Source organism: Phycicoccus sonneratiae (genome assembly GCF_016887965.1).
GTDB classification, from domain to species: domain Bacteria; phylum Actinomycetota; class Actinomycetes; order Actinomycetales; family Dermatophilaceae; genus Phycicoccus; species Phycicoccus sonneratiae.
This window is the reverse complement of sequence record NZ_JAFDVD010000017.1, coordinates 1-23,556: the sequence shown is the minus strand read 5'-3', so window position 1 is coordinate 23,556 and position 23,556 is coordinate 1. Positions and strand designations below refer to the sequence as shown.

General features: G+C 74.5%; 25 protein-coding genes. 15 read left to right on the top strand and 10 right to left on the bottom strand.

Annotation, left to right across the window (positions count from 1 at the left end):
- The first annotated feature begins 37 nt into the window (after positions 1-37).
- The 5 genes from JQN70_RS15380 to JQN70_RS15360 are packed head-to-tail and all read left to right on the top strand — an operon-like array spanning position 38 to position 4,850.
- Positions 38-1,309, top strand: coding sequence for an MFS transporter (locus JQN70_RS15380; protein ID WP_204132249.1), 1,272 nt, complete (start codon positions 38-40; stop codon positions 1,307-1,309).
- On the top strand, positions 1,306-2,178 hold the full coding sequence (locus JQN70_RS15375) for an ABC transporter ATP-binding protein (RefSeq protein WP_204132248.1): 873 nt from the start codon (positions 1,306-1,308) through the stop codon (positions 2,176-2,178). The genes JQN70_RS15380 and JQN70_RS15375 overlap by 4 nt, the downstream gene beginning before the upstream one ends.
- The gene (locus JQN70_RS15370) at positions 2,175-2,975 is read left to right on the top strand and encodes an ABC transporter permease (protein ID WP_204132247.1); all 801 of its coding nucleotides are present in this window, start codon (positions 2,175-2,177) and stop codon (positions 2,973-2,975) included. Before JQN70_RS15375 ends, JQN70_RS15370 begins: the two co-directional genes overlap by 4 nt.
- 34 nt (positions 2,976-3,009) lie before the next feature.
- Entirely contained in the window at positions 3,010-4,227 is a 1,218-nt protein-coding gene (locus tag JQN70_RS15365) for a sensor histidine kinase (protein WP_204132246.1), read from the top strand.
- Positions 4,224-4,850 (top strand): response regulator, encoded by a 627-nt coding sequence (locus JQN70_RS15360; RefSeq protein ID WP_204132245.1) that lies wholly within the window; start codon positions 4,224-4,226, stop codon positions 4,848-4,850. Before JQN70_RS15365 ends, JQN70_RS15360 begins: the two co-directional genes overlap by 4 nt.
- A gap of 22 nt (positions 4,851-4,872) precedes the next feature.
- Here the strand turns inward: JQN70_RS15360 and JQN70_RS15355 are convergent, their stop codons facing one another.
- Positions 4,873-5,562 carry a DedA family protein gene (locus JQN70_RS15355; protein ID WP_204132366.1) on the bottom strand — a complete coding sequence of 230 codons (690 nt, stop codon included), beginning with the start codon at positions 5,560-5,562 and terminating at the stop codon, positions 4,873-4,875.
- 200 nt (positions 5,563-5,762) lie between these two features.
- On the opposite strand from JQN70_RS15355, the gene JQN70_RS15350 reads away from it, so the two are divergent.
- The 9 genes from JQN70_RS15350 to JQN70_RS15310 all read left to right on the top strand — a co-directional run bounded on the left by JQN70_RS15350 (position 5,763) and on the right by JQN70_RS15310 (position 12,516).
- Positions 5,763-6,644: an ABC transporter substrate-binding protein gene (locus JQN70_RS15350; protein ID WP_204132244.1), complete on the top strand. Its 882-nt coding sequence runs from the start codon at positions 5,763-5,765 to the stop codon at positions 6,642-6,644.
- A gap of 5 nt (positions 6,645-6,649) precedes the next feature.
- The gene (locus tag JQN70_RS15345; RefSeq protein WP_204132243.1) at positions 6,650-7,525 is read left to right on the top strand and encodes an amino acid ABC transporter permease; all 876 of its coding nucleotides are present in this window, start codon (positions 6,650-6,652) and stop codon (positions 7,523-7,525) included.
- Positions 7,522-8,259, top strand: coding sequence for an amino acid ABC transporter ATP-binding protein (locus tag JQN70_RS15340; protein WP_307836017.1), 738 nt, complete (start codon positions 7,522-7,524; stop codon positions 8,257-8,259). Before JQN70_RS15345 ends, JQN70_RS15340 begins: the two co-directional genes overlap by 4 nt.
- A 10-nt stretch (positions 8,260-8,269) precedes the next feature.
- The gene (locus tag JQN70_RS15335; RefSeq protein ID WP_204132242.1) at positions 8,270-8,914 is read left to right on the top strand and encodes a TrmH family RNA methyltransferase; all 645 of its coding nucleotides are present in this window, start codon (positions 8,270-8,272) and stop codon (positions 8,912-8,914) included.
- Between the two features lie 28 nt (positions 8,915-8,942).
- Positions 8,943-10,001: an LLM class flavin-dependent oxidoreductase gene (locus JQN70_RS15330; protein ID WP_204132241.1), complete on the top strand. Its 1,059-nt coding sequence runs from the start codon at positions 8,943-8,945 to the stop codon at positions 9,999-10,001.
- Positions 10,002-10,173: 172 nt separating this feature from the next.
- The gene (locus tag JQN70_RS15325; protein ID WP_204132240.1) at positions 10,174-10,533 is read left to right on the top strand and encodes a YciI family protein; all 360 of its coding nucleotides are present in this window, start codon (positions 10,174-10,176) and stop codon (positions 10,531-10,533) included.
- Positions 10,533-10,913, top strand: a complete 381-nt coding sequence (locus tag JQN70_RS15320) for a YciI family protein (RefSeq protein ID WP_204132239.1) — start codon at positions 10,533-10,535, stop codon at positions 10,911-10,913. Before JQN70_RS15325 ends, JQN70_RS15320 begins: the two co-directional genes overlap by 1 nt.
- Positions 10,910-11,275, top strand: coding sequence for a YciI family protein (locus JQN70_RS15315; protein ID WP_204132238.1), 366 nt, complete (start codon positions 10,910-10,912; stop codon positions 11,273-11,275). The genes JQN70_RS15320 and JQN70_RS15315 overlap by 4 nt, the downstream gene beginning before the upstream one ends.
- Entirely contained in the window at positions 11,272-12,516 is a 1,245-nt protein-coding gene (locus JQN70_RS15310; protein WP_204132237.1) for an RNA polymerase sigma factor, read from the top strand. Before JQN70_RS15315 ends, JQN70_RS15310 begins: the two co-directional genes overlap by 4 nt.
- Before the next feature lie 85 nt (positions 12,517-12,601).
- Here JQN70_RS15310 and JQN70_RS15305 read toward each other — a convergent pair whose 3' ends face one another.
- From JQN70_RS15305 to JQN70_RS15265, 9 genes are all read right to left on the bottom strand, one after another.
- Positions 12,602-13,894: an acyltransferase family protein gene (locus tag JQN70_RS15305; protein WP_204132236.1), complete on the bottom strand. Its 1,293-nt coding sequence runs from the start codon at positions 13,892-13,894 to the stop codon at positions 12,602-12,604.
- Positions 13,895-13,960: 66 nt separating this feature from the next.
- Positions 13,961-14,881 carry a response regulator gene (locus JQN70_RS21035; protein ID WP_204132235.1) on the bottom strand — a complete coding sequence of 307 codons (921 nt, stop codon included), beginning with the start codon at positions 14,879-14,881 and terminating at the stop codon, positions 13,961-13,963.
- Positions 14,878-15,327: a chemotaxis protein CheX gene (locus JQN70_RS15295; protein ID WP_204132234.1), complete on the bottom strand. Its 450-nt coding sequence runs from the start codon at positions 15,325-15,327 to the stop codon at positions 14,878-14,880. Before JQN70_RS15295 ends, JQN70_RS21035 begins: the two co-directional genes overlap by 4 nt.
- Positions 15,324-16,151, bottom strand: coding sequence for a CheR family methyltransferase (locus tag JQN70_RS15290; protein WP_204132233.1), 828 nt, complete (start codon positions 16,149-16,151; stop codon positions 15,324-15,326). Before JQN70_RS15290 ends, JQN70_RS15295 begins: the two co-directional genes overlap by 4 nt.
- Positions 16,148-17,278, bottom strand: coding sequence for a chemotaxis-specific protein-glutamate methyltransferase CheB (gene cheB, locus JQN70_RS15285; protein WP_204132232.1), 1,131 nt, complete (start codon positions 17,276-17,278; stop codon positions 16,148-16,150). The genes JQN70_RS15290 and cheB overlap by 4 nt, the downstream gene beginning before the upstream one ends.
- Positions 17,275-17,661 (bottom strand): response regulator, encoded by a 387-nt coding sequence (locus JQN70_RS15280; protein ID WP_204132231.1) that lies wholly within the window; start codon positions 17,659-17,661, stop codon positions 17,275-17,277. Before JQN70_RS15280 ends, cheB begins: the two co-directional genes overlap by 4 nt.
- Positions 17,661-19,271, bottom strand: a complete 1,611-nt coding sequence (locus JQN70_RS15275; RefSeq protein WP_204132230.1) for a methyl-accepting chemotaxis protein — start codon at positions 19,269-19,271, stop codon at positions 17,661-17,663. Before JQN70_RS15275 ends, JQN70_RS15280 begins: the two co-directional genes overlap by 1 nt.
- Before the next feature lie 41 nt (positions 19,272-19,312).
- Positions 19,313-19,726 (bottom strand): chemotaxis protein CheW, encoded by a 414-nt coding sequence (locus JQN70_RS15270; RefSeq protein WP_204132229.1) that lies wholly within the window; start codon positions 19,724-19,726, stop codon positions 19,313-19,315.
- On the bottom strand, positions 19,723-22,068 hold the full coding sequence (locus tag JQN70_RS15265; RefSeq protein WP_307836016.1) for a chemotaxis protein CheA: 2,346 nt from the start codon (positions 22,066-22,068) through the stop codon (positions 19,723-19,725). The genes JQN70_RS15270 and JQN70_RS15265 overlap by 4 nt, the downstream gene beginning before the upstream one ends.
- A 437-nt stretch (positions 22,069-22,505) precedes the next feature.
- On the opposite strand from JQN70_RS15265, the gene fbaA reads away from it, so the two are divergent.
- Positions 22,506-23,537, top strand: a complete 1,032-nt coding sequence (gene fbaA, locus JQN70_RS15260) for a class II fructose-bisphosphate aldolase (RefSeq protein WP_204132228.1) — start codon at positions 22,506-22,508, stop codon at positions 23,535-23,537.
- Positions 23,538-23,556 lie beyond the last annotated feature (19 nt).

Here is a 23,556-nt window from a genome sequence, read left to right as displayed (position 1 = left end):
TTGACGACGCGAGATCTGAAGGGTTACCTTCACATTTATGAAACAGGTGCTTCGGAACTACCGGGAGGTGCTCGCGCTCGGCCCCGTGCGGACGGTGCTCCTCGCGGCGGCGGTGAGCGTCGCGGGGGACTCGGCGGCGATGGTCGCGCTGCTGCTGCGGGTCCACGACTCCGGCGCCGGACCGTGGGCGGTCTCCGCGCTCCTCCTCGCGTTCGCCGTGCCGGTGGTCGCCCTCATGGGCGTCGCGGGGTCGCTCGCCGACCGGGCCGACCCCCGGCGCGTGCTCACCGCGTCCGCCGCCGTCCAGGTGATCGCCGCGCTCGGGCTCGCCGCCGTCGACGGCCTGCCCGCGACGCTCGGGCTCGTCCTCGTGCTCCAGACCGCCTTCGCCCTCGGCAACCCGTCGTGGACCGCCCTGGTCCCGCGGCTCGTGCCCGAGGGGTCGGCGGGCCGGGTCGTGGCCCTCCAGCAGGCGCTGCGCGGGCTCGCCGGGCCGCTGGGCGCCGGCGCCGGCGGTGTCCTCGTCCAGTGGCACGGGCCGTCGACCGCGCTCCTCCTCGACGCCGCGTCGTTCCTCGTCCTCGGGGCCGCCGCCCTCACCCTGCCGCGGCTCGGTGCACCGACACCGGCGGGGGAGGGACCCCCGGACGGGTGGCGCGACCGGCTGCTGCCGCGCGACGGCGTGGTGGCCCTGCGCTCGGACCGCGTCCTCGGCGTGCTCGTGCTCGCCCTCCTGCCGATGGTCGTCACGCTCGAGTCGGTCAACGTCGTCGAGGTCTTCCTCGTCCGCGACGTCCTCGGGGCGAGCCCGGCCCAGTTCGGCGCGGCGGAGGCCGTCCACGGTGGAGCGGCGGTCCTCGGGGCGCTGGCCGCCGGTGCCGCGTCGACGCGCAGCGCGCGGGTCCGCCTGGTGCTGTGGGCGATCGGGCTCGTGGGGCTCGGCCAGGTGGGGCAGGGGCTGGCTCCGGGCTACCCCGTCTACCTCGTCGCCGCGGCCGCGGTGGGGGTGCTGCTCGGCGTCGTCAACGCCCTCGTGTTCGCCCTGCTCCTCGACGAGCTCGCCGCCGGCCACCGCGGCGCGGTCGTCGCCCTCGTCAGCGGGCTGTCGCGGGCCGCCGGAGCGCTCGCCCTCGGCCTCGGCGGGGTCGTCGGCACTCTGGCCGGCCCGCGCCCGGCCTACCTCGTCGCCGGGCTCGCGGGGCTGCTCGTCGCCGTCGTCGCGGCCTGGGCCGTCCACCGGTCGGTGGACGTGACGTCCACCGCCCGGGCGTCCCGCGAGGCGCCGGGGGCGAGCACGCTGGAGGCATGAGCCAGACAGCCATCCGCATCCGCGAGCTGACCAAGACGTACGGGAACCACAGGGCCGTCGACGGCCTCGACCTCGACGTCCACGCCGGCGAGGTGTTCGCCCTCCTCGGCCCGAACGGCGCCGGCAAGACGACGACCGTCGAGATCCTCGAGGGCTTCCGCGACCGCGACGGCGGCGAGGTCTCCGTCCTCGGCACCGACCCGCACGGCGCGACCCGCGCCTGGCGCGACCGCATCGGCATCGTGCTCCAGACCTCCGGCGGCCTCGACCTGCTGACCCCGCGCGAGATCCTCCGGAGCACGGCCAAGGGCTACCGCGCGTCACGGGACGTCGACGAGGTCCTCGAGGCCACCGGTCTCACCGCCAAGGCCGACGACCGCATCTCCGGGCTCTCCGGCGGCCAACGACGCCGGATGGACGTGGCGCTCGGCATCGTCGGCCGCCCCGAGCTGCTCTTCCTCGACGAGCCGACGACGGGGTTCGACCCGCAGGCCCGCCGGGACTTCTGGGAGCTGATCCGTGGCCTCGCCCACGACGGCACGACCATCCTCCTGACGACGCACTACCTCGACGAGGCCGAGCACCTCGCCGACCGGGTCGGGGTCATCGCCGGCGGGCGGCTGCTCGCGCTCGACACCCCGGCGGCCCTCGGCGGCCGGCAGTCGCAGGAGGCGACCGTCTCGTGGGAGGAGGGCGGCACCCGGCAGAACGTCCGCACCGCCACGCCCACCACCGAGGTCGCCTCCCTCGCAGCCCGGTTCGGCGGCGAGGTCCCCGAGCTCACCGTCACCCGTCCGTCGCTCGAGGACACCTACCTCGGGCTCATCGCCCCCCACGTCACCGACGAGCGCCAGGAGGTGCCCGCATGAACACCCTCGCCCTCGGCGTCGACCGCACCGGTGTCGAGCTGAAGATGTACTCGCGCGAGAAGGAGGCCGTCTTCTTCTCCTTCCTCTTCCCGATCCTCCTGCTGCTCCTGTTCTCCGTGATCTTCTCGAGCCAGTTCGAGGACTCGGCGAGCACGGGGATGACCGCGGCCCGCTACTTCCTCCCGGGGATGGTCGCCGCCGGCGTCATCCTCACGAGCTTCCAGACGATGGCGATGTCGGTCGCCGCCGAGCGCGACGACGGCACCCTCAAGCGGCTGCGCGCCACCCCGATGCCGCCGGCCGCGTACTTCCTCGGCAAGGTGGGGCTCGTCATCTGCACCTCGCTCGTCCAGGTGGCGCTCCTCCTCCTGGTGGCCCGGCTCGCCTTCGACGTGCCGCTGCCCGACACCGGCGGTCGCTGGCTGCTCTTCGCCGGCGTCTTCGCGCTGGGGGTCTTCGGCGGCACGGTGCTCGGCATCGCCTACTCCTCGCTCGCCTCGTCGCGCTCGATCGGCGCCGTCGTCATCGGCCCCCAGCTCGTCCTGCAGTTCATCTCCGGGGTGTACATCGCCTTCACGGACGTGCCGCAGTGGCTCCAGCAGGTCGCGTCGGTCTTCCCGCTCAAGTGGATCGCGCAGGGGATGCGCGCCGTCTTCCTCCCGGACGCGCTGGCGTCGGCCGAGATGGCCGGCTCGTGGGAGCCGGGGCGCACCCTCCTCGTGCTCGGTGCCTGGGCGCTCGGCGGGCTGGTGCTCTGCCTGACGACCTTCACGTGGTTCAAGCGCGGCTCGGTGTGAGGTGCGAGGGCCCCTCGGGCGGCAGGATGTGGCCATGACCGACCCGACCGCCGACTGCGCCGAGGAGGGGGTGTCGACCGCCGAGTTCCGCGCGATGTGGCGGCGGCAGGAACCCTTCTGGCACGGGGCCTTCGCCATCGTGTGGGGCTCGGCGGTCGTCGTCGCCGTGCTCGACGACCGCGGCCCGCACGGACTGTGGCCCACCCTGCTGCTGCTCGTCGCGATCGGCGTGGCCTACGCGACGCTCGGGGTCCGGGGCATCCGGCAGCTGCAGGGGGCCGGGGTGGCCTACCAGCTCGTCGCGTGGTCGCTCCTGCTGGCCATCCAGCTCGTCGACCCGGGTACCGAGTCGTGGATGCTCTACTTCGTCCTCTACCCGCAGATGTGGGCGATGCTCGAGGTGCGGTGGGCTGCGGTCGGCACCCTCCTGACCCTCGCGACGTTCGGCACGGTGCGGTTCTGGCAGAGCGGTTTCGACTCCGACGCGCTCGGGGCCATCGTCATCAGCTCGGTCATCTCCCTCGGCATCTCGATGGCCCTCGGGATCTTCATCAACCGCATCGTCGACGAGGCGCAGAGCCGCGCGGAGACCATCGACGAGCTGCGGTCCACGCAGGCCCGGCTCGCCGCCGTCGAGCGCGACCGCGGCGTGCAGGACGAGCGCGAGCGGATCAGCCGGGAGATCCACGACACCCTCGCGCAGGGCTTCACCTCGGTCGTCACGCTCTCGCGGGCCGCGGAGGCCGCCCTCTCCCGCGGCGACGCCGACACCGTCCGCGAGCGGCTCGCGCTCATCGAGCGCACGGCCACCGACAACCTCGCCGAGGCCCGCCTCATCGTCGCCGAGCTGACGCCGGGTCACCTCCAGTCGCGCACCCTCGTCGAGGCGATGCAGCGGCTCGGGGCGGCCGTCAGCAGCGAGACCGGCCTGCGGACCGACGTGTCCGTCGACGGCGAGCCCGCCCCGCTCGGCGGTGTCGCCGAGGTGGTCCTCCTGCGGACCGCCCAGGAGGCGCTGTCCAACGTGCGCCGGCACGCCGAGGCCGGGCGGGTGGCCGTGGCCCTCGCCTACGAGCCGCAGCGCGTCGTGCTCACCGTCACCGACGACGGGTGCGGCTTCGACCCGTCGGCCGACGGGGGCGGGTTCGGGCTCGACGGCGTCCGGGCCCGGGCCGCCCAGGTCGGCGGTGCGGTGGGGCTGACGAGCGCCCCCGGTGCCGGCACCACGCTGCGGCTGGAGGTTCCCCGGTGATCCGCCTGCTCGTCGTCGACGACCACCCCGTCGTGCGGGCGGGGATGGTCGCGGTGCTCGGGGAGGAGCCCGACCTCGACGTCGTCGGTGAGGCCGGCAACGGCGCGGAGGCCCTGGCCCTCGTGCCGCGGCTCGAGCCGGACGTCGTCCTCATGGACCTGCGGATGCCGGTGATGGACGGCGCCGAGGCGACCGCCAGGCTGCGGTCGCTGCCGTCGGCGCCGCACGTCCTCGTCCTCACGACCTACGACACCGACGCCGACATCGTCCGGGCCGTCGAGGCCGGAGCGCGCGGGTACCTCCTCAAGGACGCCCCGACCTCGGTGCTCACCGACGCCATCCGTCGCGCGGCCCGGGGCGAGACCGTGCTCGCGCCGCCGGTGGCCGCCCGGCTTGCCGACCGGCTGCGCGCACCCGCCGGGCCGGAGGTCACCGGGCGCGAGGCCGAGGTGCTCGCCCTCGTCGCGCGCGGACTGTCGAACGCCGAGGTGGGCCGCGAGCTGTTCATCGGGGAGGCGACGGTCAAGACGCACCTGCTGCGCGCCTTCGCCAAGCTCGGCGTCCAGGACCGGACGGCGGCCGTCGCCGAGGCGCACCGCCGAGGACTCATCGACCTCGGCTGAGGGCGGGGGGAGGAGCCCGGCGTCAGGAGCGCTCGGCGTCCTCGACCTCGTCGACGACCTCGGCCGACTCGCGGGCGACCTCCTCGCGCGACATCCCGCGCTCGCGGCGGTGGCGCAGGTACTCGATGCCCATCGGCACGACCGAGAGCAGGACGATGAGGAGGATCGCCGCCTCGAGGTTGTCGCGCACGAGGGACACCCCGCCGAGGAAGTACCCGGCGACGGTGACGACGAAGACCCACAGCGCGGCACCGACGGCCGACCACGTGAAGAAGTGCCGGCGCTCCATCCGGCCGATGCCCGCGACGACCGTGATGTAGGTGCGGACGATCGGGACGAAGCGCCCGAGGACGAGCGCGCGGGCGCCGTAGCGCTCGAAGAACTCCTCGGTCTTGTCGAAGTACTGGCGCTTGACGATCCGCCCGTCGCGGTGGCGCAGCGGTGCCCCGGCCGCCCGGCCGATCTCGTAGCCGACGACGTTGCCGAGGAAGGCCGCGAGGAAGAGGGCGACCATGGCGACGACGAGGTTGACCTCCAGCCGGCCGCCCGCGACGAAGATGCCGATGGCGAAGAGCAGGGAGTCGCCGGGCAGGATCGGGAAGAAGAGCCCGCACTCGACGAAGACGATGGCCAGGGACAGCCAGAAGAACGCCGACCCGTAGGTCGACAGGAGGTATTCGGGGTCCATCCACTGGGGACCGAGCGCGTGCATCACGGGGTCAAGGGTAGGTGTCGCGGCCGCCGGGCCGGTCCGGCGCGGACCGTGGGGTCCCTGTGCGTGTCGGCGCCGGCCGGGGCCGACGACGGATCCCGTCGCCATGTGGGACGTCCGCGACGCGTTCCGTCCCGACGGTCTACCGTGTCGCCCAGATCGCGCGGTCGCCGTCCGCGCGCCCGGAAGAGAGCACCACCATGACCCGACGCCCTCGCCTCGTCGCCCCCGTCGTCCTCCTCCTCGCCCTGGGGCTCGCCGCGTGCGGCGCCCCGGTCGACGAGCCCGCCGCCTCGTCGACGCCGAGCGGCAGCGGCTCGGCCGACCCGCTCGCCGGCTGCACCCCGGACGCCCTGAAGACCGTCACCGCCGGGAAGCTCACCGTCGGCACCGACAAGCCGGCCTACGGCCCGTGGTTCGTCGACGACGACCCGAGCAACGGCAAGGGCTACGAGTCGGCCGTCGCGTACGCCGTCGCCGACAAGCTCGGGTACGCGAAGGACGCCGTCACGTGGGTCGTCGTGCCGTTCAACACCGCCATCGCCCCGGGCCCGAAGACCTTCGACCTCGACGTCAACCAGGTCTCGATCAGCGAGGAGCGCCGGAACGCCGTCGACTTCTCCTCCGGCTACTACGACGTGCGCCAGACCGTCATCACCTACAAGGGCAGCCCGATCGACGGCAAGACCACGGTCGCCGACCTCAAGGGCGCGAAGCTCGGTGCGCAGGTGGGCACGACGTCCTACACCGCCGCGAAGGACCAGATCGCGCCGACCGAGGACGTCGCCGTCTTCGACACCAACGACCTCGCCGTGCAGGCCCTGAAGAACAAGCAGATCGACGGCATCGTCGTCGACCTGCCGACCGGCTTCTACATGACCGCGGCCCAGCTCGACGACGGCGTCATCGTCGGCCAGCTGCCGGCCACGGGCAGCCCCGAGCAGTTCGGCGCCGTCCTCGACAAGGGCAGCTCGCTCACCCCGTGCGTGACCGCGGCCGTCGACGCGCTGCGGGCCGACGGCACGCTCGACGAGCTGGTCGGCGAGTGGCTCTCCACGCAGGGCGCTCCCGAGCTGTCCTGATCCCCGTGTCCGCCAACGGTGCCGGGGTCGCCGGCGAGGACTGGGTCCCCTCCGAGCTCGAGCGTGAGCGCCGCGCCTACCGACGGGGCCGCGCCGTGCGCTCCGCCGGGATCTCGGCGGCGTCCACGCTCGTCCTCGTCGGGGTGGTCGTCGCGCTCGTCGTCACCTCGCCCGGCTGGCCGCGGGTGCGCGAGACCTTCCTCGACCCGGACAAGGCGGTCGAGGCGTTCCCGGCCGTCGTCGAGGGGCTCTGGCTGAACATCCGGGTGATGCTCGTCTGCGGCGTGGTCATCGCCCTGCTCGGGCTGACGCTGGCCGTGATGCGGACGGTTCGAGGGCCGGTCGCCTTCCCGCTCAGGCTCTTCGCGACGGCGTACGTCGACCTCTTCCGTGGCCTGCCGCTGCTGCTCGTCATCTTCGTGCTCGGTTTCGGCGCGCCGGCGCTGCGGTTGTCGGGGCTCCCCTCCTCGGCGCTGTTCTGGGGAGCGTGCGCGCTCGTCCTGTCGTACTCGGCCTACGTCGCCGAGGTGTTCCGCGCCGGCATCGAGTCGGTGCACCCCTCGCAGCGCGCGGCGGCCCGCTCGCTCGGGCTGTCGTACGGTCAGACGATGCGGCACGTCGTCCTGCCGCAGGCCGTGCGTCGGGTCGTCCCGCCGCTGATGAACGACCTCGTCTCGCTGCAGAAGGACTCCGGCCTCATCGCGGTGCTCGGGGTCATCGACGCCATCCGGGCGGCGCAGATCGAGACGGCGACGGACTTCAACTTCACGCCCTACGTCGTCGCCGGCGCGCTGTTCGTGTGCCTGACCATCCCGATGGCGAGGTTCACCGACCACGTCGCCCGGCGTCAGGGGTTCCACGGGGCGGGAGGGATGCTGTGAGCGCGCCGCTGCTGCAGCTCGAGGGTGTGCGGAAGTCGTTCGGGGACACCGAGGTCCTGCGCGGCCTCGACCTCACCGTGCGCGAGGGGCAGGTGGTCGTCCTCATCGGGGCGAGCGGGTCGGGCAAGTCGACGCTGCTGCGCTGCGTCAACCTCCTCGAGGTCGTCGACGACGGCCGCATCACGCTCGAGGGGGAGGACGTCACCGACCCCCGGGTCGACGCCGACGCCGTCCGCGCCCGGATGGGGGTCGTCTTCCAGGCCTACAACCTCTTCCCCCACCTCACGGTGCTCGAGAACACCACCCTCGCCCCGGTGCGGGTGCACAAGGTGCCGAAGGCGGAGGCGCGCGAGCGCGCGATGGCCATGCTCGAGCGGGTCGGGCTGGCGGAGAAGGCCTCTGCTCGCCCGGACGACCTCTCCGGCGGGCAGCAGCAGCGGGTGGCCATCGCCCGGGCGCTCGTCAACCAGCCCCGGCTCATGCTCCTCGACGAGGTCACCTCGGCCCTCGACCCCGAGCTCGTGGGCGAGGTCCTCGACCTGCTCCGCGAGCTCAAGGACGAGGGGATGACGATGGTCCTCAACACGCACGAGATCGGGTTCGCCCGGCAGGTCGCCGACACCGTGTGCTTCCTCCACGGCGGGGTGGTTCACGAGGAGGGGCCGCCCGAGCAGGTGCTCGGCGACCCGCGCGAGGAACGCACCCGCCGCTTCCTCTCCCGCGTGCACGCCTAGCCTCGGTGCCGTGGAGGAGCGTCCGGAGGCCGAGGTCGGCGTCGGCCCGTGGGACGGGCCGTGGCCCGACGACGACCGGTACGACCCCGAGCTGCTGCGCGACGGCGACCGGCGCAACGTCGTCGACCGGTACCGGTACTGGACGCTGGAGGCCGTCGTCGCCGACCTCGACACCCGTCGGCACCCCTTCCACGTCGCCATCGAGAACTGGCGCCACGACCTCAACATCGGCTCGGTCGTGCGGACCGCGAACGCGATGAACGCCGCCGCCTTCCACGTCGTCGGCAAGCGTCGCTGGAACCGGCGCGGGGCGATGGTCACCGACCGCTACCAGCACGAGCACCACCACGTGGACGCCGCGGCGCTCGCGTCGTGGGCGGCGACCGCGGGGGAGGGCGGCGGGCGGCTGCCGCTCGTCGGCATCGACAACGTGCCGGGGTCGGTGGCGCTGGAGACCCACGACCTGCCGAGGGCCTGCGTCCTCGTGCTCGGGCAGGAGGGCGCAGGGCTGACGCCCGAGATGCAGGCCGTCTGCGACGTCGTCCTGCACATCGCGCAGTTCGGGTCGACCCGGTCGGTCAACGCCGGCGCGGCGGCGGCCGTCGCGATGCACGCGTGGGTGCGCCGGCACGTCTTCGACCAGCGCCCGGAATAGTGCCGGCGCCGGGGCCGCTGGACCTGCGGTGACCACCCCCGCCCTCTCCGTCCTCGACCTCGTCCCGGTCCGCTCCGACCAGAGCAGCGCCGACGCCGTCGCCGCCACCCGCTCGCTGGCCCGCGTCGCCGACCAGCTGGGCTACCGCCGCTACTGGCTCGCCGAGCACCACAACATGCCGGCCGTGGCTGCGACCAACCCTCCCGTGCTCGCCGCCGTCGTGGCCGCCGCGACCGACCGCATCCGGGTCGGCTCCGGCGGGGTCATGCTGCCCAACCACGCCCCGCTCGTCGTCGCCGAGCAGTTCGCGCTCCTCGAGGCGGCCTTCCCCGGCCGGGTCGACCTCGGCATCGGGCGGGCCCCGGGCACCGACCCGGTCACGGCCTGGGCCCTGCGCAGCGGCACCGGGCAGGGGGACGGCGACGCGGTGGACCGCTTCCCCGACCACGTCGACGCGGTCGTCGCGATGATGTCGCCCGCCGGCGCCGCCCTGCGCCTCCCGAGTGGTGACCACGTGCTGCGGGCGACCCCGCAGGCCACCTCCGTGCCGGACCTCTGGCTGCTCGGCTCGTCCGACTACTCGGCCCGGCTCGCCGCCTCCCGTGGCCTGCCCTACGTCTTCGCCTCGCACTTCTCGGGGCGCGGGACGGCCGAGGCCCTGGCCCTGTACCGCGACGGCTACCAGCCGTCCGAGGAGCACCCGGAGCCCCGGACGCTGCTCACCGCGAACGTCGTCGTCGCCGCGTCGGCGGAGGAGGCCCGCCGGCTGGCGCTGCCGAACATCCGGTCGATGGTCGCCCTGCGCACCGGCCAGCCGCTGCACGCCCTCGCGACGGTCGAGGAGGCCGAGGCCGCGCCGCTCGCCCCGGCCCACGAGGCGCTCGCCGAGGAGATGCTCGGGCGTTGGCTCGTCGGCACGCCGGACGACGTCGCCGGGCGGCTCATCGCCTTCGCCGCCGAGCACGGGGTCGACGAGGTGATGGTCAGCCCCGTGGCGGGGGCATCCGCCGGGACCCCGGCCGACCGCGCACCGGCGCGCGAGGAGACCCTGCGCCTGCTCGCGTCCGCCCTCGACGCACCCCGCTGAACATTCTCTCCGGCTGCCGAGAGCTTCAGTGACCTGCCGCTTCCAACCGGCAGGTCACCGAAGGTTCCGGCATCCGGAGAGAAAGTTGTTGTAGACCTGTCGACACGCGGCCGGCTCGTGCGTCATCGGGGTGAGGCCGCCGACCGGGCGGCCACGACCGAAGGAGCAGGCCATGACCGAGTACGTCGTCCTCATCGTCGGAGACGCCGACCGCTGGTGGACCACGATGGATGCCGAGAAGCGCACGGCCGGGTACGCCGAGTACGAGCGCTTCGCGGCCGAGCTGGTGCGGCGCGGCCACCGCATCACCGGCGGCGCCGAGCTGCACGCGACGAGCGAGGGCAAGCGCGTGCCCGCCGGGGGAGGCGCGGTCACCGACGGCCCGTTCACCGAGACCGCCGAGCAGGTGGGCGGCTTCTACCAGGTCGAGAGCGACGACCTCGACGACCTGCTCGAGTGCTGCCAGATCATCGCCGCGCTCGGCGACGCGGTCCAGGTGCGGCGGACGGTCTCGGCCGAGGACCGCGCCTGATGGGGCGCCACCTCGTCCTGCTGCCCGCGCCCGAGGCCGAGTGGGCGCAGCTGCCGCCCGAGGAGCACGAGAAGGGGATGCGCAGCCACGAGCGGTTCCACGGCGACCTCGACGCCGGGGGCCACCGCATCGTCGCCGCCGGCCCGCTCACGCCGTCCGCCGAGGCGGTGTCGATGCGTCCGGACGGGTCGGGCGGGACGGTCGTCACCGACGGCCCGTTCACCGAGTCGGTCGAGCAGGTGGTCGGCTTCTACCTCGTCGACAGCCCCGACCGCGCGGACCTGCTGCGGATCTGCCGCGAGTTCGCCGCCCGTGGCGAGCTCATCGAGTTCCGCGACATGGTCACCGGGCGGCAGGACGACGCGGAGGGTGCGTCGTGAAGCGCTACGTCGTCCTCATCGCCTACCGGCCCGGTGAGTGGGAGCAGGCCTCGGCCGAGGAGCGCCGGGAGTACTTCGACGCCCACCACGCCTTCGAGCGGTACGTCGACGAGCACGGGCGCCGGCTCTCCAGCGGTGCCCTGTGCGACGCCGACACGGCGACGACCGTGCACCCCGGCCGGAGCGACGAGCGGGTCGTCACCGACGGTCCGTTCGTCGAGCTCGCCGAGCAGGTCGGCGGCTACTACGACGTCGAGCTGCCCGACCTCGACGCGGCCATCGCCGCCGCCCGGCTGATGCCGGCGGCGTACACCGTCGAGATCCGCCCGGTGATGGTCATCGAGGGGTACGAGTCGGTGTGACCCCCGACGAGGTCCTGTCCGCCGTCGTCCGCGACGAGTGGGGGCGCCTGGTCGCCCTGCTCCTCGGGCGGTTCCGGCGGCTCGACCTCGTCGAGGACGCCCTCGCCGACGCCACGGAGGCCGCCGCCCGGCGCTGGCCCGGCGACGGGGTGCCGGACGACCCGGCCGCGTGGCTCCACGTGGCCGCGCGGCGGCGGGTCCTCGACCGGCTGCGGGCCGAGGCGATGGCCGGCCGCAAGCAGCCCCTGCTCGTCGACGAGGCCGAGAGGACCACAGGAGGTGGCGCGATGGCCGACCCGGGAGGCCTCGTCGAGGACGACCGGCTCCGCCTGGTGCTGCTGTGCTGCCACCCGGCCCTCGCGCCGGAGGTGGCCGCGGCGCTGGCCCTGCGGCTCGTCGTCGGCGTGACGACGGCCGACATCGCCCGGCTGTTCCTCGTCCCGGAGCCGACGATGGCGGCGCGCATCACCCGCGGCAAGAAGAAGATCGTGGCGGCGGGCATCCCGTACGGCGTGCCGGGGGCCGACGCGCTGCCGGACCGGCTGGCCACGGTCGCCCAGGTGGCCTACCTCGCCTTCACGGCCGGGTACGCGCCGGGCTCGGGACCGGACCTGTTGCGGGCCGACCTCGCCGGGGAGGCGGTGCGGCTCGTGCGGGTGACGCTCGCGCTCCGGCCTGACGAGCCGGTGCTGCGGGCGCTCCTCGCGCTCGTGCTGCTCCAGCACTCGCGGCGCGACGCGCGCGTCGGGCCGGACGGCTCGCTCGTCCTGCTGCCCGACCAGGACCGGTCCCGCTGGCACCACGACGAGGTGCACGAGGCGCTGGCCGTCCTCGACGGGATGCCGCCCGCCGCCGACCCGCTCGTCGAGTCCTACCGGCTCCAGGCGCTCATCGGGGCCGCGCACGCCACGGCGCCGACGGCCGGCGACACCCGGTGGGACGTCGTCTGCGACGCGTACGACGCGCTGGCCCGGGTCAACCCGTCACCGGCCGTGCGGCTCGCGGCGGCGGTGGCCGTGGCCGAGCGCGACGGCCCGGAGGCGGGGCTGCGCGCCCTCGACGGGCTCGACGCCGAGCTGCCGACCAGCCACCGGGTACCGGCCGTGCGCGGCGAGCTCCTCGCCCGGATCGGCCGTGACGCGGAGGCGGTCGTCGCGCTCGACGTCGCGATCGACCGCTGCGGCAACGACGTCGAGCGCGCCCACCTGGCGGCCCGACGCGACGGGTTGACGGCCGGCTGACCTGCCGCCGGCGACCCGGCCGCGCCGTCGGCACGGACGTCGGCGCAGGGCGTGGTCGTCTCCCCGTCCGACGCCGACAACCGCGTCAGCCTCGCGGCCGCCTGGGTCCCGGCGAGACCAGGGCCACGCCGAGCACGGGGAGGATGGCCCACCACCAGCTGAGGCCCTCGCGGCCGACCAGCCCCCGCGCCGCCATGACCCCGAGCCCGCCGCAGCCGAGCACCGCGGCCGCGACCGGCCGCCACGCGGCGACCCGGCCGGCAGTCCGGCGCACGTCCTCGAACCGCCCGACGAGCGCGACGACCCCCGCCGTCAGCGTCCCGAGCACCAGCCACCACACCGGCCGCGTGGTCCACCACGCACCCGACAGCGGCTCGGCGCCGAGCCCGAACCCGCCGACGAGCAGAGACCCCCCGATGGCGAGGACCATGACCGTCAGGTGCCACAGGTAGACCGACATCATCCGGCGGCCGAGCACGACGACGGTCGTCCACGCCCGGGGCCGCGACATCGCCCGACGCAGCGCCGGCTCGAGGGCCAGGACCACCCCGCCCTGCAGCAGCCCGAGGAACCCCAGCGTCACCCTCGTCGGGTAGCTGTTGTTCACGGCGGCGCCGTCGAGGCCGATCATCGACACCGGGTACGGCCCCGCCCGGACGAGCGCCACCAGCCCGACGAGACCGACCGCGGCCATCGCCAGCCGCCGCCCGGTCCCGCCGACCCGGCCGTCCAGCCACGCGTAGCCCAGCTGGTGCACCGCGCCCCAGACGACGACGTAGTTCGCGAACCCGACCCACCACGGCCCGACGGTGAGGCTCACGAGGTCGACGACCCCGCCGACCGCCAGCCCGCCGACCACTGACGCCCAGCCGAACCGCTCCCAGAGGCGCAGGGTCAGGGGCGCCAGCGCGCAGACGACGACGTACGCGGCGAGGAACCACGTCGGCACGAGCGCCACCTGCGAGGCGGTGCGCAGTGACGCCCGGTCCACCCCCGCGGCGTCGGCCACGACGAGCAGCCCGACCCAGAACAGCAGCAGCGGCACCACCGGCACGAGCAGCCGCCGGAGCCGGCCGCGCAGCCACTCGGGCCAGGCGACGCCACGCTCGCGAGCGCCCCTCCAGGACACCGCGTTCGCGTACCCGCCGACGAGGAAGAAGACCGGCATCACCTGGAACACCCAGGTGAGCGGGTGCGTCCACGACGCCCGGTCGAGGACGGCCCCGGCGTCGAGCCGACCGTCGCGCACGACGACCGCCGCGACGAGCCAGTGCCCGAGGACGACGACGGTGAGGGCGCCGACGCGCAGCAGGTCGACGACCCGGTTGCGGGTGGCCGGGGTCGCGGCGGCGACGGCGGCGGGCGAGAGGGTCTCCATGCGCCCAGCGTGACGGGCGGCGGGGCCACCCGTCCTGAGCACTGCTACCCGGTCGGGACGGTGCGCTCAGGCCACCCCGCTCGCGGCCATCGAGGGCATCGTCGCCGGCAGGACGACCGAGAACCGCCCGGCGCCGTACCCGGACACCGTGACGGTGAGGTCGTCGCGCGTCAGCGACCCGGCCATCGGGGCGAGCACCTCGTGGGGCACCGGTTCGCCGTCGGACCAGACCCGGCCGAGGCGCACGTGCGGCGCCCCCGCCCCGTTGAACAGGGAGGTGAAGACGTTGAGGACCTCGCCGAAGGCCGCCCGCACCGGCGGGGTCGTCTCCCCGTCGCGGACGAGGTCCTCGGCGGCGGGGGCCGGGGTGAGCGACAGGCAGGCCCCGGCGCGCACGACGAGCGAGTGGTCGGCGACGAGCAGGGCGGTCACGGTCCCGGCGTCGTCGACGATCTCGGCGGTGGTCGACCTCGCCTCGCCGGGTGCGGGGGCGCCGACGCCGTTGTCGACCGCGCAGTCCCGGCCGAGCAGTCGCTCGAGCAGGTCGCGCGCCTCCTTGCGCTCCGGGAGGCCCATGTGGCCGGCGACCCGGTCCTCGACGACGGTCGGGGCCGGGGCCGCGCCCCGCCCGAGGACCGGGTCGAGGTGCAGCGCGAACGACTCGGCGGTGAAGGGCTTCCCGATGAGGAAGAGCGCGCCCGCGGCCATGCCCTGGGCGCGCATCAGCGAGGAGCCCTCGGAGGTCACGAAGCCGAACGGCGTCGCGTCGCCGGCGGCGCGCAGGGCCTCGAGGAACTCCAGGCCGGACATCTCCGGCATGTTCCAGTCCGAGAGGACGAGGTCGGGCCGGTGCGCGGCGACGGCCTCGAGGCCGGCCCGGCCGGTGTCGGCCTCGACGATCTCGTGGCCACCGTGGCCGGACTGGCGGAGCGTGCGGGCGACGATCTGGCGCATGACGCGAGAGTCGTCGACGACGAGGATCTTCATCGGCCCTCCCGGGCGGTGACGTCGACCCGGAGCGGGCCGAGGGTGGCGAGGTAGGTGGCGGCGACGGCGCCGTCGAGGTGGTGCTGCCCCGACCCGTCCGCGACCTCGGGCAGGCCGAGCTCCGCGTGGGCCGGGAGGAGGGACTTGACGTTGCCCGCGACGATGTTCGCGATCTCACCGAGGGCGTCGTGCACCTCGTCGGGACCGGGCACGGAGTCGGCGGGCAGGGCGAGGAGCTCACGGGTCAGGTCGGAGGCGACGTCGGGTCCGCACGAGACGACGACCGACCCGGTCCAGCCTCCGTGGATGCCGACCCGCGCCCGGATCGCCTGCGCGGGAACGGGTTCCGGCGCGGTCGCGACGGCGGGCTCGCCGAAGAGCGACTCCCACACGGTCGACACGATCGAGTCGACGTACGCGGACTCGATGGGGCTGGCTGTGGTCATCGGTGACCGCCTCTCGTCTGGTAGACCATCGCCCGGCCGAGCGCCACGCGCTCGAACCCGGCGTCGAGGCCGAGGGTCGTCTCGGCCGCGCCCAGGAAGAGGTATCCCCCCGGGCGGAGCACCCCGCGCACGGCCGCGAGGACCGCGGCCTTGGTCGGGACGTCGAAGTAGATGAGGACGTTGCGCAGGAACACGACGTCGAAGCGCGGCAGGAGCGGGAGCGGCGCCGCGAGGTTGAGGGTCCGGGCCGTGACCATCGAGCGCAGGGCCGGGGAGGCCTCCCACTCGGGACCGACGCGGGTGAAGTGCGAGACGAGGCGCAGGGCCGAGAGACCCCGGCCGACCTCGAGCTGGCTGAACCGGCCGGCCCGGGTGCGCGCGACCATCGCCGGCGACAGGTCGGTCGCCGTGATCCGGGCCCGCCACCCCGGGGGCAGGGACTCGGCGGCGGTGATGGCCAGCGAGTAGGGCTCCTGCCCCGAGCTGCACGCCGCGGCCCACACGTCGAGCGAGCGGTCCGGCCGCGACGTGGCGGTGATCGCGGGGACGACGTGCTGCGCGAGCGCGTCGAACGGGTGGATGTCGCGGAAGAACGACGTCTCGTTCGTCGTCATCGCCTCGACGACCTGGGCGCGCACGGGGTCGGCCGGCCGGTTCCGCAGCCGGGTGGCGAGCGAGGCGAGGTCGGGGAGGCCGGCGAGCGTCGCGACCGGCGCGAGGCGCGCGCTGACGAGGTACTCCTTGCCGCGCTCGAGCACGATGGCCGAGTCCTGCTGGACGATGCGTGCGAAGAGGTCGAAGTCCGCCTGGTCGAGCGTGCTCATGCCGCACCCCCCGCCGGGGCGGTCCGGCCGACGGCGACCCGGCCCGCGACCGTGCGGGCCATCGTCGAGAGCGGGAGGACGCGGGAGGCGTGCCCGCCGGCGACGACGGCGCCGGGCATGCCCCACACCACCGAGCTCGCCTCGTCCTGGGCGAGGACGACACCGCCGGCGGCGGCGACGGCGCCGGCGCCGGCGGCCCCGTCGGTCCCCATGCCGGTGAGGACGACGGCGAGGGTGCGCCGGCCGTACACCGGGACGAGCGAGCGGAACAGGACGTCGACCGAGGGCCGGCAGTGGTGCTCCTTGGCCCCCGACGTCAGGGCGATGGTCGCGGCGGCGGGCGAGCCGGCCACCGTGAGGTGCAGGTCGCCGGGCGCGACGTGGACGACGCCGGGACGCAGCGGGGCTCCGTCGACGGCCTCGCGGACCGGCAGGGGGCCGGTGCGGTCGAGCCGCTCGGCGAGCAGCCGGGTGAAGACGGGCGGCATGTGCTGGACGACGAGGACCGGGACGGACAGCGAGCGGGGCAGTCCGGCGAGCAGCACACCGAGCGCCTCGGGACCCCCGGTGGAGGACCCGATGGCGACGACGTCGACGCGACCCGAGTGGTCGACGGCGAGCGGCGACGGGGCGGCCGGCCGACGGCCGGCAAGCGCCACCGGTCCGGGGCGGCGCCGGGCGCGTCCGACCTCGGGATCGGTTGCGACGGAGACCGGTTCGGACGGGGGGCAGAGGGCGGCGAGGCGCTCGCCGAGCTCCCGGCGGATGATCGCGACCGACTCGAGGAGCCCGCTCGTGCTGCGCGGCTTGGTGACGTAGTCGCGCGCACCGGCGGCGAGGGCCTCGAACGTGGCGCGGGCGCCGCGCTCGGTGAGGGTCGAGAACATGATGACCGGCAGCGAGGGGTGCGACCGGTGCAGCGCCCGCATCGTCTCGATGCCGTCCATGACCGGCATCTCGATGTCGAGGACGACGGCGTCGGGGCGCAGCTCGTCGACGAGGTCGAGGCCCTCGCGACCGTTGCGCGCCTGGCCGGCGACGACGACCCCGGGCAGGCCCCCGAGCGCCTCGGCGACGACGCGGCGCACGGCGGGGGAGTCGTCGACGAGGACGACGCGGGTGCTCATCCGACCGGGACGAGGCCGAGGAGCCGCAGCTTCTCCTCGATGGCCTCGGCGGGGAAGGGCTTGATGAGGTACTCGTGCGCGCCCGCGGCCAGCGCCCGGACGATCTGGGCGTGCTCGGACTCGGTCGTCACCATCATCAGCGAGATGTCGCGCCACTCCGGGTTGGCCCGCACGGCGACGACGAACTCGAGCCCGGTCATCACCGGCATGTTCCAGTCGACGAGGCAGACGTCGGGCAGCCGGTCCTCGGCCGCGGCGGCGGTGACGGCCGCGAGGGCCTCCTGCCCGTCCGCCGCGTGCTCGACCTCGAACCCGAGGCCGGTGAGCAGGCGCGCCAGGAGGGCCCGCATGGTCCGCGAGTCGTCGACGAGGAGCGCGCGCATCAGACGGTGAAGCGGCCGACGGCCGCACGCAGGGTGCTGGAGATGGACTCGACCTCGCCGGCGGTGGAGCGCACCGTGGCGACGCCCTCGGCGGCCCGGGCCTGGGCCTCGGCCTCCTCGGCGATGCTCGTCGCGATGCTGCCGGTGCCGGTCGCGGCGTCGGCGACGTTGCGGGACATCTCGTTCGTCGTCGCGGTCTGCTCCTCGACCGCCGAGGCGATCGTCGTCTGGTGGTCGTTGATCTGGCCGACGACGCCGTCGATGCGGCTGATCGCGGCGACCGCCGCCTCGGCGTCGGCCTGGATGGACGACACGCGCACCTGGATCTCGGCGGTGGCCCGGCGGGTCTCGCGGGCCAGCTCCTTGACCTCGTTGGCGACGACCGCGAAGCCGCGGCCGTGGTCGCCGGCGCGGGCCGCCTCGATCGTCGCGTTGAGCGCGAGCATGTTCGTCTGCTCCGCGATCTTCTCGATGGTCTCGACGACGGTGCCGATCTGGGTCGAGGACTCGCCGAGGCTGGCGACGGTCTGGCTGGTCTGCGCCGCGAGCGCGACGGCGTCCTGCCCGACGCGGGCGGCCTGGTTGGCCGAGTGGGCGATCTCGCCGACGGAGGCCGCCATCTGCTCGGTGGCCGCGGCGACGGTCTGGACGTTCGCCGAGACCTGGTGTGCCGCCGCGGCGGTGCTGCGCGAGGTCTCGGCCTGGGAGTCGGCTCCGTGGGCCATGTCCTGGGTGACCGTGGCCATCGTCGAGGAGACGTGGGCCAGCGTGCTCGCGTTGTCGGCGATCTCGCCGACCATGCCGCGGACGCCGGCGACGGCCTCGTTGAAGTTCTCGGCCATGACGCCGATGTCGTCGCGGTTGAGGACGCGCGCGCTGACGGTGAGGTCGCCGTCGCGCAGGGCCCGCAGGCCGCGCGAGACGCTGCTCACCGAGGTGAGGATCGAGCGCATCAGCCCGAGCCCGAGCGCGAGGGCGAGCGCGCCGCCGACACCGAGCGCGATCCACACGGTGCGGGTCGCGGTGGACGACCGGGCGTGGGCCGCCTCGACGACCGTGCCGGCTGCGGCGTTGCGCGAGGTCTGCTCCGCGAGCAGGCCCTTGCCCATCGCGTCCTCGAGGGGCAGGAGCTGGGTCTCGACCGCCGCCCGGTAGGTGGCGACGTCACCGGAGCGCAGGGCCGGGAGGAGGACGCCGTCGCGGAGGTCGGTGTACTTCGCCCACCCCGCGGTGAAGTCGGTCCACCCGGTGCTCCCGGCGTCGGCGCCCTTCTCCTCGACCTGGGAGTAGACGGCTGCGGCCTTCTCGACCGCGGCGTCCTGGGCGGCGAGGCGCTCGACGGCTCCGTCGGCGGCCGCGCCACTCGAGCTCATCGCGAGGTCGTCACGTCCGGCATACGCCACGCGGACGTCGGCGAGGGCGGAGACGGCCGTCACGCCGTCGTAGGCGACGGCGTCGAGGGCCTTCTCCTCGGCACCGAGACCGGTGAGCGACATGACGGCGACGACGGCGACGGCGACGACGAACGAACCGATGGTCAGGCCCATCTTCGTCGCGAGGCGGAGGTCGGCGTACCGGCGCAGGAGGGCGGGGGTCGGGCGGTCGGACATGGCAGGGCTTCCTTCGGGGGCCGGGAGGGGCGAGAGGTCGGTCATCGGTCGAGGGCGAGCACGGCATCGAGCCGCACGTCGAGGAGGAGGGAGTCGGACAGGACGAAGGCGCCGCGCACCAGGTCGCGCACCGGGCCCGCGAGGGTGGCCGGCGGGGGCTGGACGTCGTCGACGTCGATCACGTCGCCGATCCGGTCGACGACGAGCGCGACCGGGCCGGACGCCGAGCGGACGACGACGGTGCCGGAGCCGGCCTCGTCGGCGGGCAGGCCGAAGCGGGTCCGCAGGTCGATGCCGGTGACGACCTGGCCGCGTAGGTTGAGCAGGCCGGCGACGCGGGAGTCCGAGCGCGGCACCGGCGTCATCGGCAGGGAGCCGAGCACCTCCTGGACCCGCTCGACCGGCAGGCCGACGAGGTGCTCACCGAGGCTGAAGGTCACGTACGTCGCGCTCATGCCACGGCCTCCTCGAGGAGCGCGGCCGTGGGCACGGGGCCCGCGCAGCGCAGGGCGGCCTCGAGGTCGAGGAGCTCGACGAGCCGGCCGCCGACGACCGCCCCACCAACGACGCCCGGTCCGCGCCGGCCGTCCTGCGGGGCGACGGAGGGGTCCTCGTCGGCGATGTCGACGATGGCGTCGACGACGAGGCCGACCGGGTGCTCGCCCCGCGAGACGACGACGACCGCGCGGCTCGCCGACCCGTCGGCGCCTCCGCCCGGGGTCCGGCCGGGGCGGCCGCCGACGACGGACGCGACCTCGACGAGCGGCATGATGCCGCCGCGGTAGCGCACCGCCCAGCCTTCGCCGAGGCGCTCGACGGACCCGCCGTCGAGGTCCTCGAGGCGGGTGACGGCGTCGAGCGGGAGGGCGAGGTGGCGCTCGCCGTCGGCCCGGACGACGACGAGGCGCCGGGCGTCCTCGCGGGACCGGTCCTCGGAGCCCGCGTCGGCGAGCAGGTCGGCGCGCTGCTCACCCGTGAGGGCCAGGCCGGAGAGGCCGGTGCCGTCGAGGATGAGGGCGACCGCGCCGTCGCCGAGGATCGTGGCGCCGGAGAAGACCTCGGTGCCGGCGAGGTGCTCGCCGAGCGAGGACACGACGATCTCCTCGGTGTCCTGGACCTCGTCGACGACGAGGCCGAAGACGCGGCCGTCGACGTCGAGGACGACGATCGCGCCGGGGGGGCCCGACTCCGCCTCGAGCAGGGTGCGTCCGTCGACGAGGGTGAGCAGGCGCTCGCGCAGCCGCAGCACCTGGACGCCCGCGACGTCCTCGACAACGTGGCCGCCACCGTGGACGGCGACGAGCTCGCGGACGAGCGTCTGCGGGACGGCGTAGCGCTGTTCGCCGACGACGACGATGAGCGCGGGGACGATGGCGAGGGTCAGCGGGAGGGTCAGCCGGACGGTCGTGCCCCGGCCCGGGGTCGACGAGAGCTCGACGGTGCCGCCGATCGCCTCGATGTTCGTCTTGACGACGTCCATCCCGACGCCGCGGCCGGACACGTTCGTCACGGCGGCCGCGGTCGAGAAGCCGGGGCGGAAGACGAGCGCGTGGGCGTCGTGGGCGCTCATCGACGCGGCCTGCGCGGGCGTGATGATGCCGCGCTCGACGGCCTTGGCGGTGATGGCGGCGGGGTCGAGGCCGGCGCCGTCGTCGGAGAGCTCGATGACGACGCGGCCGGACTCGTGGGAGGCCCGCAGGACGAGGGCGCCGCCGGCCGGCTTGCCCGCGGCGACGCGCTCGGCGGGGGTCTCGATGCCGTGGTCGACGGCGTTGCGCACGAGGTGGGTCAGCGGGTCGCGCACGGCCTCGACAAGGCCGCGGTCGAGCTCGGTGTCGCGCCCGAGCATCGTCAGGGAGACGTCCTTGCCGCAGGCCGTCGCGAGGTCGCGCACGACGCGGGGGAACTTGGCCCACACCGTGTCGACCGGCTGCATCCGCGCCTTCATCACGGCGTCCTGGAGGTCGCTCGACCCGAGGTTGCGGGGTTGCATCATGCTGCCGCGGGCCCGCCGGCCGTGGTCGCCGGGGGCACCCGTGGGGGCCGCGGCGACGGCTGCGCCGCCGGCGGGCTGGTCGGCGCCGGACTGCCCGCCGTGATGGGCCGAGAGCTGGTTGCGCGTGAGGACGAGCTCGCCGACGAGGCGCATCAGGGAGTCGAGGACGGCGACGTCGACGCGCACCGAGGACTCCGCGGCGCCGCGGCGACCGGGCACCTCGCGCTCGTCGTCCTCGGCCGCGACCGGCTCGACGGGCTCGGGGACCGCCCGGACGGGCGTCGACCCCGGACCCGGGACGGGGGAGCCGACGGGGGCCGTCGGGGCGGTGACGACCCCCGCCGGGGCGGGGAGGTCCTGGGGAGCCGGCGCGGGCTCGACAGCGGGCGCCGGCTCCCCGACGAGGACGGGCTCGTCGGCCACGGAGCGATGGAGGAGGGAGACGAGGTCCTCGAAGGTGCGCGGGCCCTCGCCCGTGCCGGCCTCGACCGAGGTGAGGATCTCGCGGATGGCGTCGACCGTCGCGAGCAGCAGCGAGGCGCGCTCGGTGCTCAGGTGCAGGTCGCCGTCGCGCAGGGAGGCGAGGAGGGTCTCGCCGGCGTGGGCCACGCCCTCGAGCACCGGGAGCCCGAGGAAGCCGGACGTCCCCTTGATCGTGTGGACGGCCCGGAACACCCGGGCGAGCCGCTCGCGCGACTCCGGGTCGCGCTCGAGCGCGACGAGGTCGACGTCGATCTGGTCGAGGTTCTCGTGCGACTCCACGAGGAACTCCCGGACGATCTCGTCCATCCCGTCGTCCACGCGACCTCACCTCCGTGCGGGGTCGGCCCGGCGGGCTGCCGGGACCTGTTGCCCCTCTCGTCGGCAGGCCGCGGGGCGCCTTGACGAAGATCCGGTCAAGAACCGGTGCGGAGACGATGAGAACGCAGGTCCACGAAAATCGCCAAAGCACTGGACAGCGACCCACCGATCGCTGCACACTGTCGTCTCATCGGGTATGGAAACCGCAGGTCTCCTCCGATCCGGACGGTCCACGGACCTCCGGCCGGCCCCCGGGTGTGCAGGGCACCCGCCGAGCCGCCGAACGGGGCGACGCGACAGCGTCGCCCCGTTCGCACGTCCGGGCCGGGTCACGGCCGAGGACGGGCTACCGGCGGGTACGGACACCGGTGCACGCCGCCCGGGCGTTGGTGGAAGGATCAGGGCGTAGGCACATCCCACGTCACGAGGAGAACACCGTGCCCATCGCAACGCCCGAGGTCTACGCCGACATGCTGGACCGGGCCAAGAACGGTTCGTTCGCGTACCCCGCCATCAACATCACCTCGAGCCAGACCGTGACGGCCGCCATCCGCGGCTTCGCCGAGGCCGGCTCCGACGGCATCATCCAGGTCTCCACCGGCGGCGGCGAGTACGCCTCCGGGTCGACCGTCAAGGACATGGTCACCGGTGCGAAGGCGCTCGCCGCCTACGCCGAGGAGGTCGCGAAGAACTACCCGGTCAACATCGCGCTCCACACCGACCACTGCCCGAAGGACAAGCTCGACACCTTCGTCCGGCCGCTCATCGCCGCCTCCGCCGAGCGGGTCAAGGCGGGGGGGCTGCCGATCTTCCAGTCGCACATGTGGGACGGCTCGGCCGTGCCGCTCGACGAGAACCTCCAGATCGCCGAGGAGCTGCTCGCGGCGTGCAAGGCGGCGAACATCATCCTCGAGATCGAGGTGGGGGTCGTCGGCGGCGAGGAGGACGGTGTCGAGAACGCCATCAACGAGAAGCTGTACTCGACGCCCGAGGACGCCGTCGCCACCGTGCGCGCGCTCGGCGCCGGCGAGCAGGGCTACTACATGACCGCGCTGACCTTCGGCAACGTCCACGGCGTCTACAAGCCGGGCAACGTCAAGCTGCGCCCCGAGGTGCTCAAGGCCGCCCAGGAGGCCGCGGCCGCCGAGCTCGGGGTGGCCGCCGACAGCAAGCCCTTCCACCTCGTCTTCCACGGTGGGTCCGGCTCGCTGCCCGAGGAGATCTCGGCCGCGGTCGACTACGGCGTCGTGAAGATGAACGTCGACACCGACACCCAGTACGCCTTCACCCGCCCGGTCGCCGACTGGATGCTCAAGAACTACAGCGGCGTCCTGAAGATCGACGGCGAGGTCGGCAACAAGAAGCAGTACGACCCGCGCGCCTGGGGCAAGGAGGCCGAGGCCGGGATGGCGCAGCGCGTCGTCGAGGCCTGCCAGAACCTCCGCTCGGCCGGTACCCACCAGGGCTGACCGACCGCGACGAGGCCCG

Excerpts from the sequence above, each read along its gene's own strand:
- JQN70_RS15380 (WP_204132249.1), top strand. The coding sequence starts at position 38 with ATGAAACAGGTGCTTCGGAACTACCGGGAGGTGCTCGCGCTCGGCCCC.
- JQN70_RS15375 (WP_204132248.1), top strand. The coding sequence starts at position 1,306 with ATGAGCCAGACAGCCATCCGCATCCGCGAGCTGACCAAGACGTACGGG.
- JQN70_RS15370 (WP_204132247.1), top strand. The coding sequence starts at position 2,175 with ATGAACACCCTCGCCCTCGGCGTCGACCGCACCGGTGTCGAGCTGAAG.
- JQN70_RS15365 (WP_204132246.1), top strand. The coding sequence starts at position 3,010 with ATGACCGACCCGACCGCCGACTGCGCCGAGGAGGGGGTGTCGACCGCC.
- JQN70_RS15355 (WP_204132366.1), bottom strand. The coding sequence starts at position 5,562 with ATGCACGCGCTCGGTCCCCAGTGGATGGACCCCGAATACCTCCTGTCG.
- JQN70_RS15350 (WP_204132244.1), top strand. The coding sequence starts at position 5,763 with ATGACCCGACGCCCTCGCCTCGTCGCCCCCGTCGTCCTCCTCCTCGCC.
- JQN70_RS15325 (WP_204132240.1), top strand. The coding sequence starts at position 10,174 with ATGACCGAGTACGTCGTCCTCATCGTCGGAGACGCCGACCGCTGGTGG.
- JQN70_RS15320 (WP_204132239.1), top strand. The coding sequence starts at position 10,533 with ATGGGGCGCCACCTCGTCCTGCTGCCCGCGCCCGAGGCCGAGTGGGCG.
- JQN70_RS15305 (WP_204132236.1), bottom strand. The coding sequence starts at position 13,894 with ATGGAGACCCTCTCGCCCGCCGCCGTCGCCGCCGCGACCCCGGCCACC.
- JQN70_RS21035 (WP_204132235.1), bottom strand. The coding sequence starts at position 14,881 with ATGAAGATCCTCGTCGTCGACGACTCTCGCGTCATGCGCCAGATCGTC.
- JQN70_RS15295 (WP_204132234.1), bottom strand. The coding sequence starts at position 15,327 with ATGACCACAGCCAGCCCCATCGAGTCCGCGTACGTCGACTCGATCGTG.
- JQN70_RS15290 (WP_204132233.1), bottom strand. The coding sequence starts at position 16,151 with ATGAGCACGCTCGACCAGGCGGACTTCGACCTCTTCGCACGCATCGTC.
- cheB (WP_204132232.1), bottom strand. The coding sequence starts at position 17,278 with ATGAGCACCCGCGTCGTCCTCGTCGACGACTCCCCCGCCGTGCGCCGC.
- JQN70_RS15280 (WP_204132231.1), bottom strand. The coding sequence starts at position 17,661 with ATGCGCGCGCTCCTCGTCGACGACTCGCGGACCATGCGGGCCCTCCTG.
- JQN70_RS15275 (WP_204132230.1), bottom strand. The coding sequence starts at position 19,271 with ATGTCCGACCGCCCGACCCCCGCCCTCCTGCGCCGGTACGCCGACCTC.
- JQN70_RS15270 (WP_204132229.1), bottom strand. The coding sequence starts at position 19,726 with ATGAGCGCGACGTACGTGACCTTCAGCCTCGGTGAGCACCTCGTCGGC.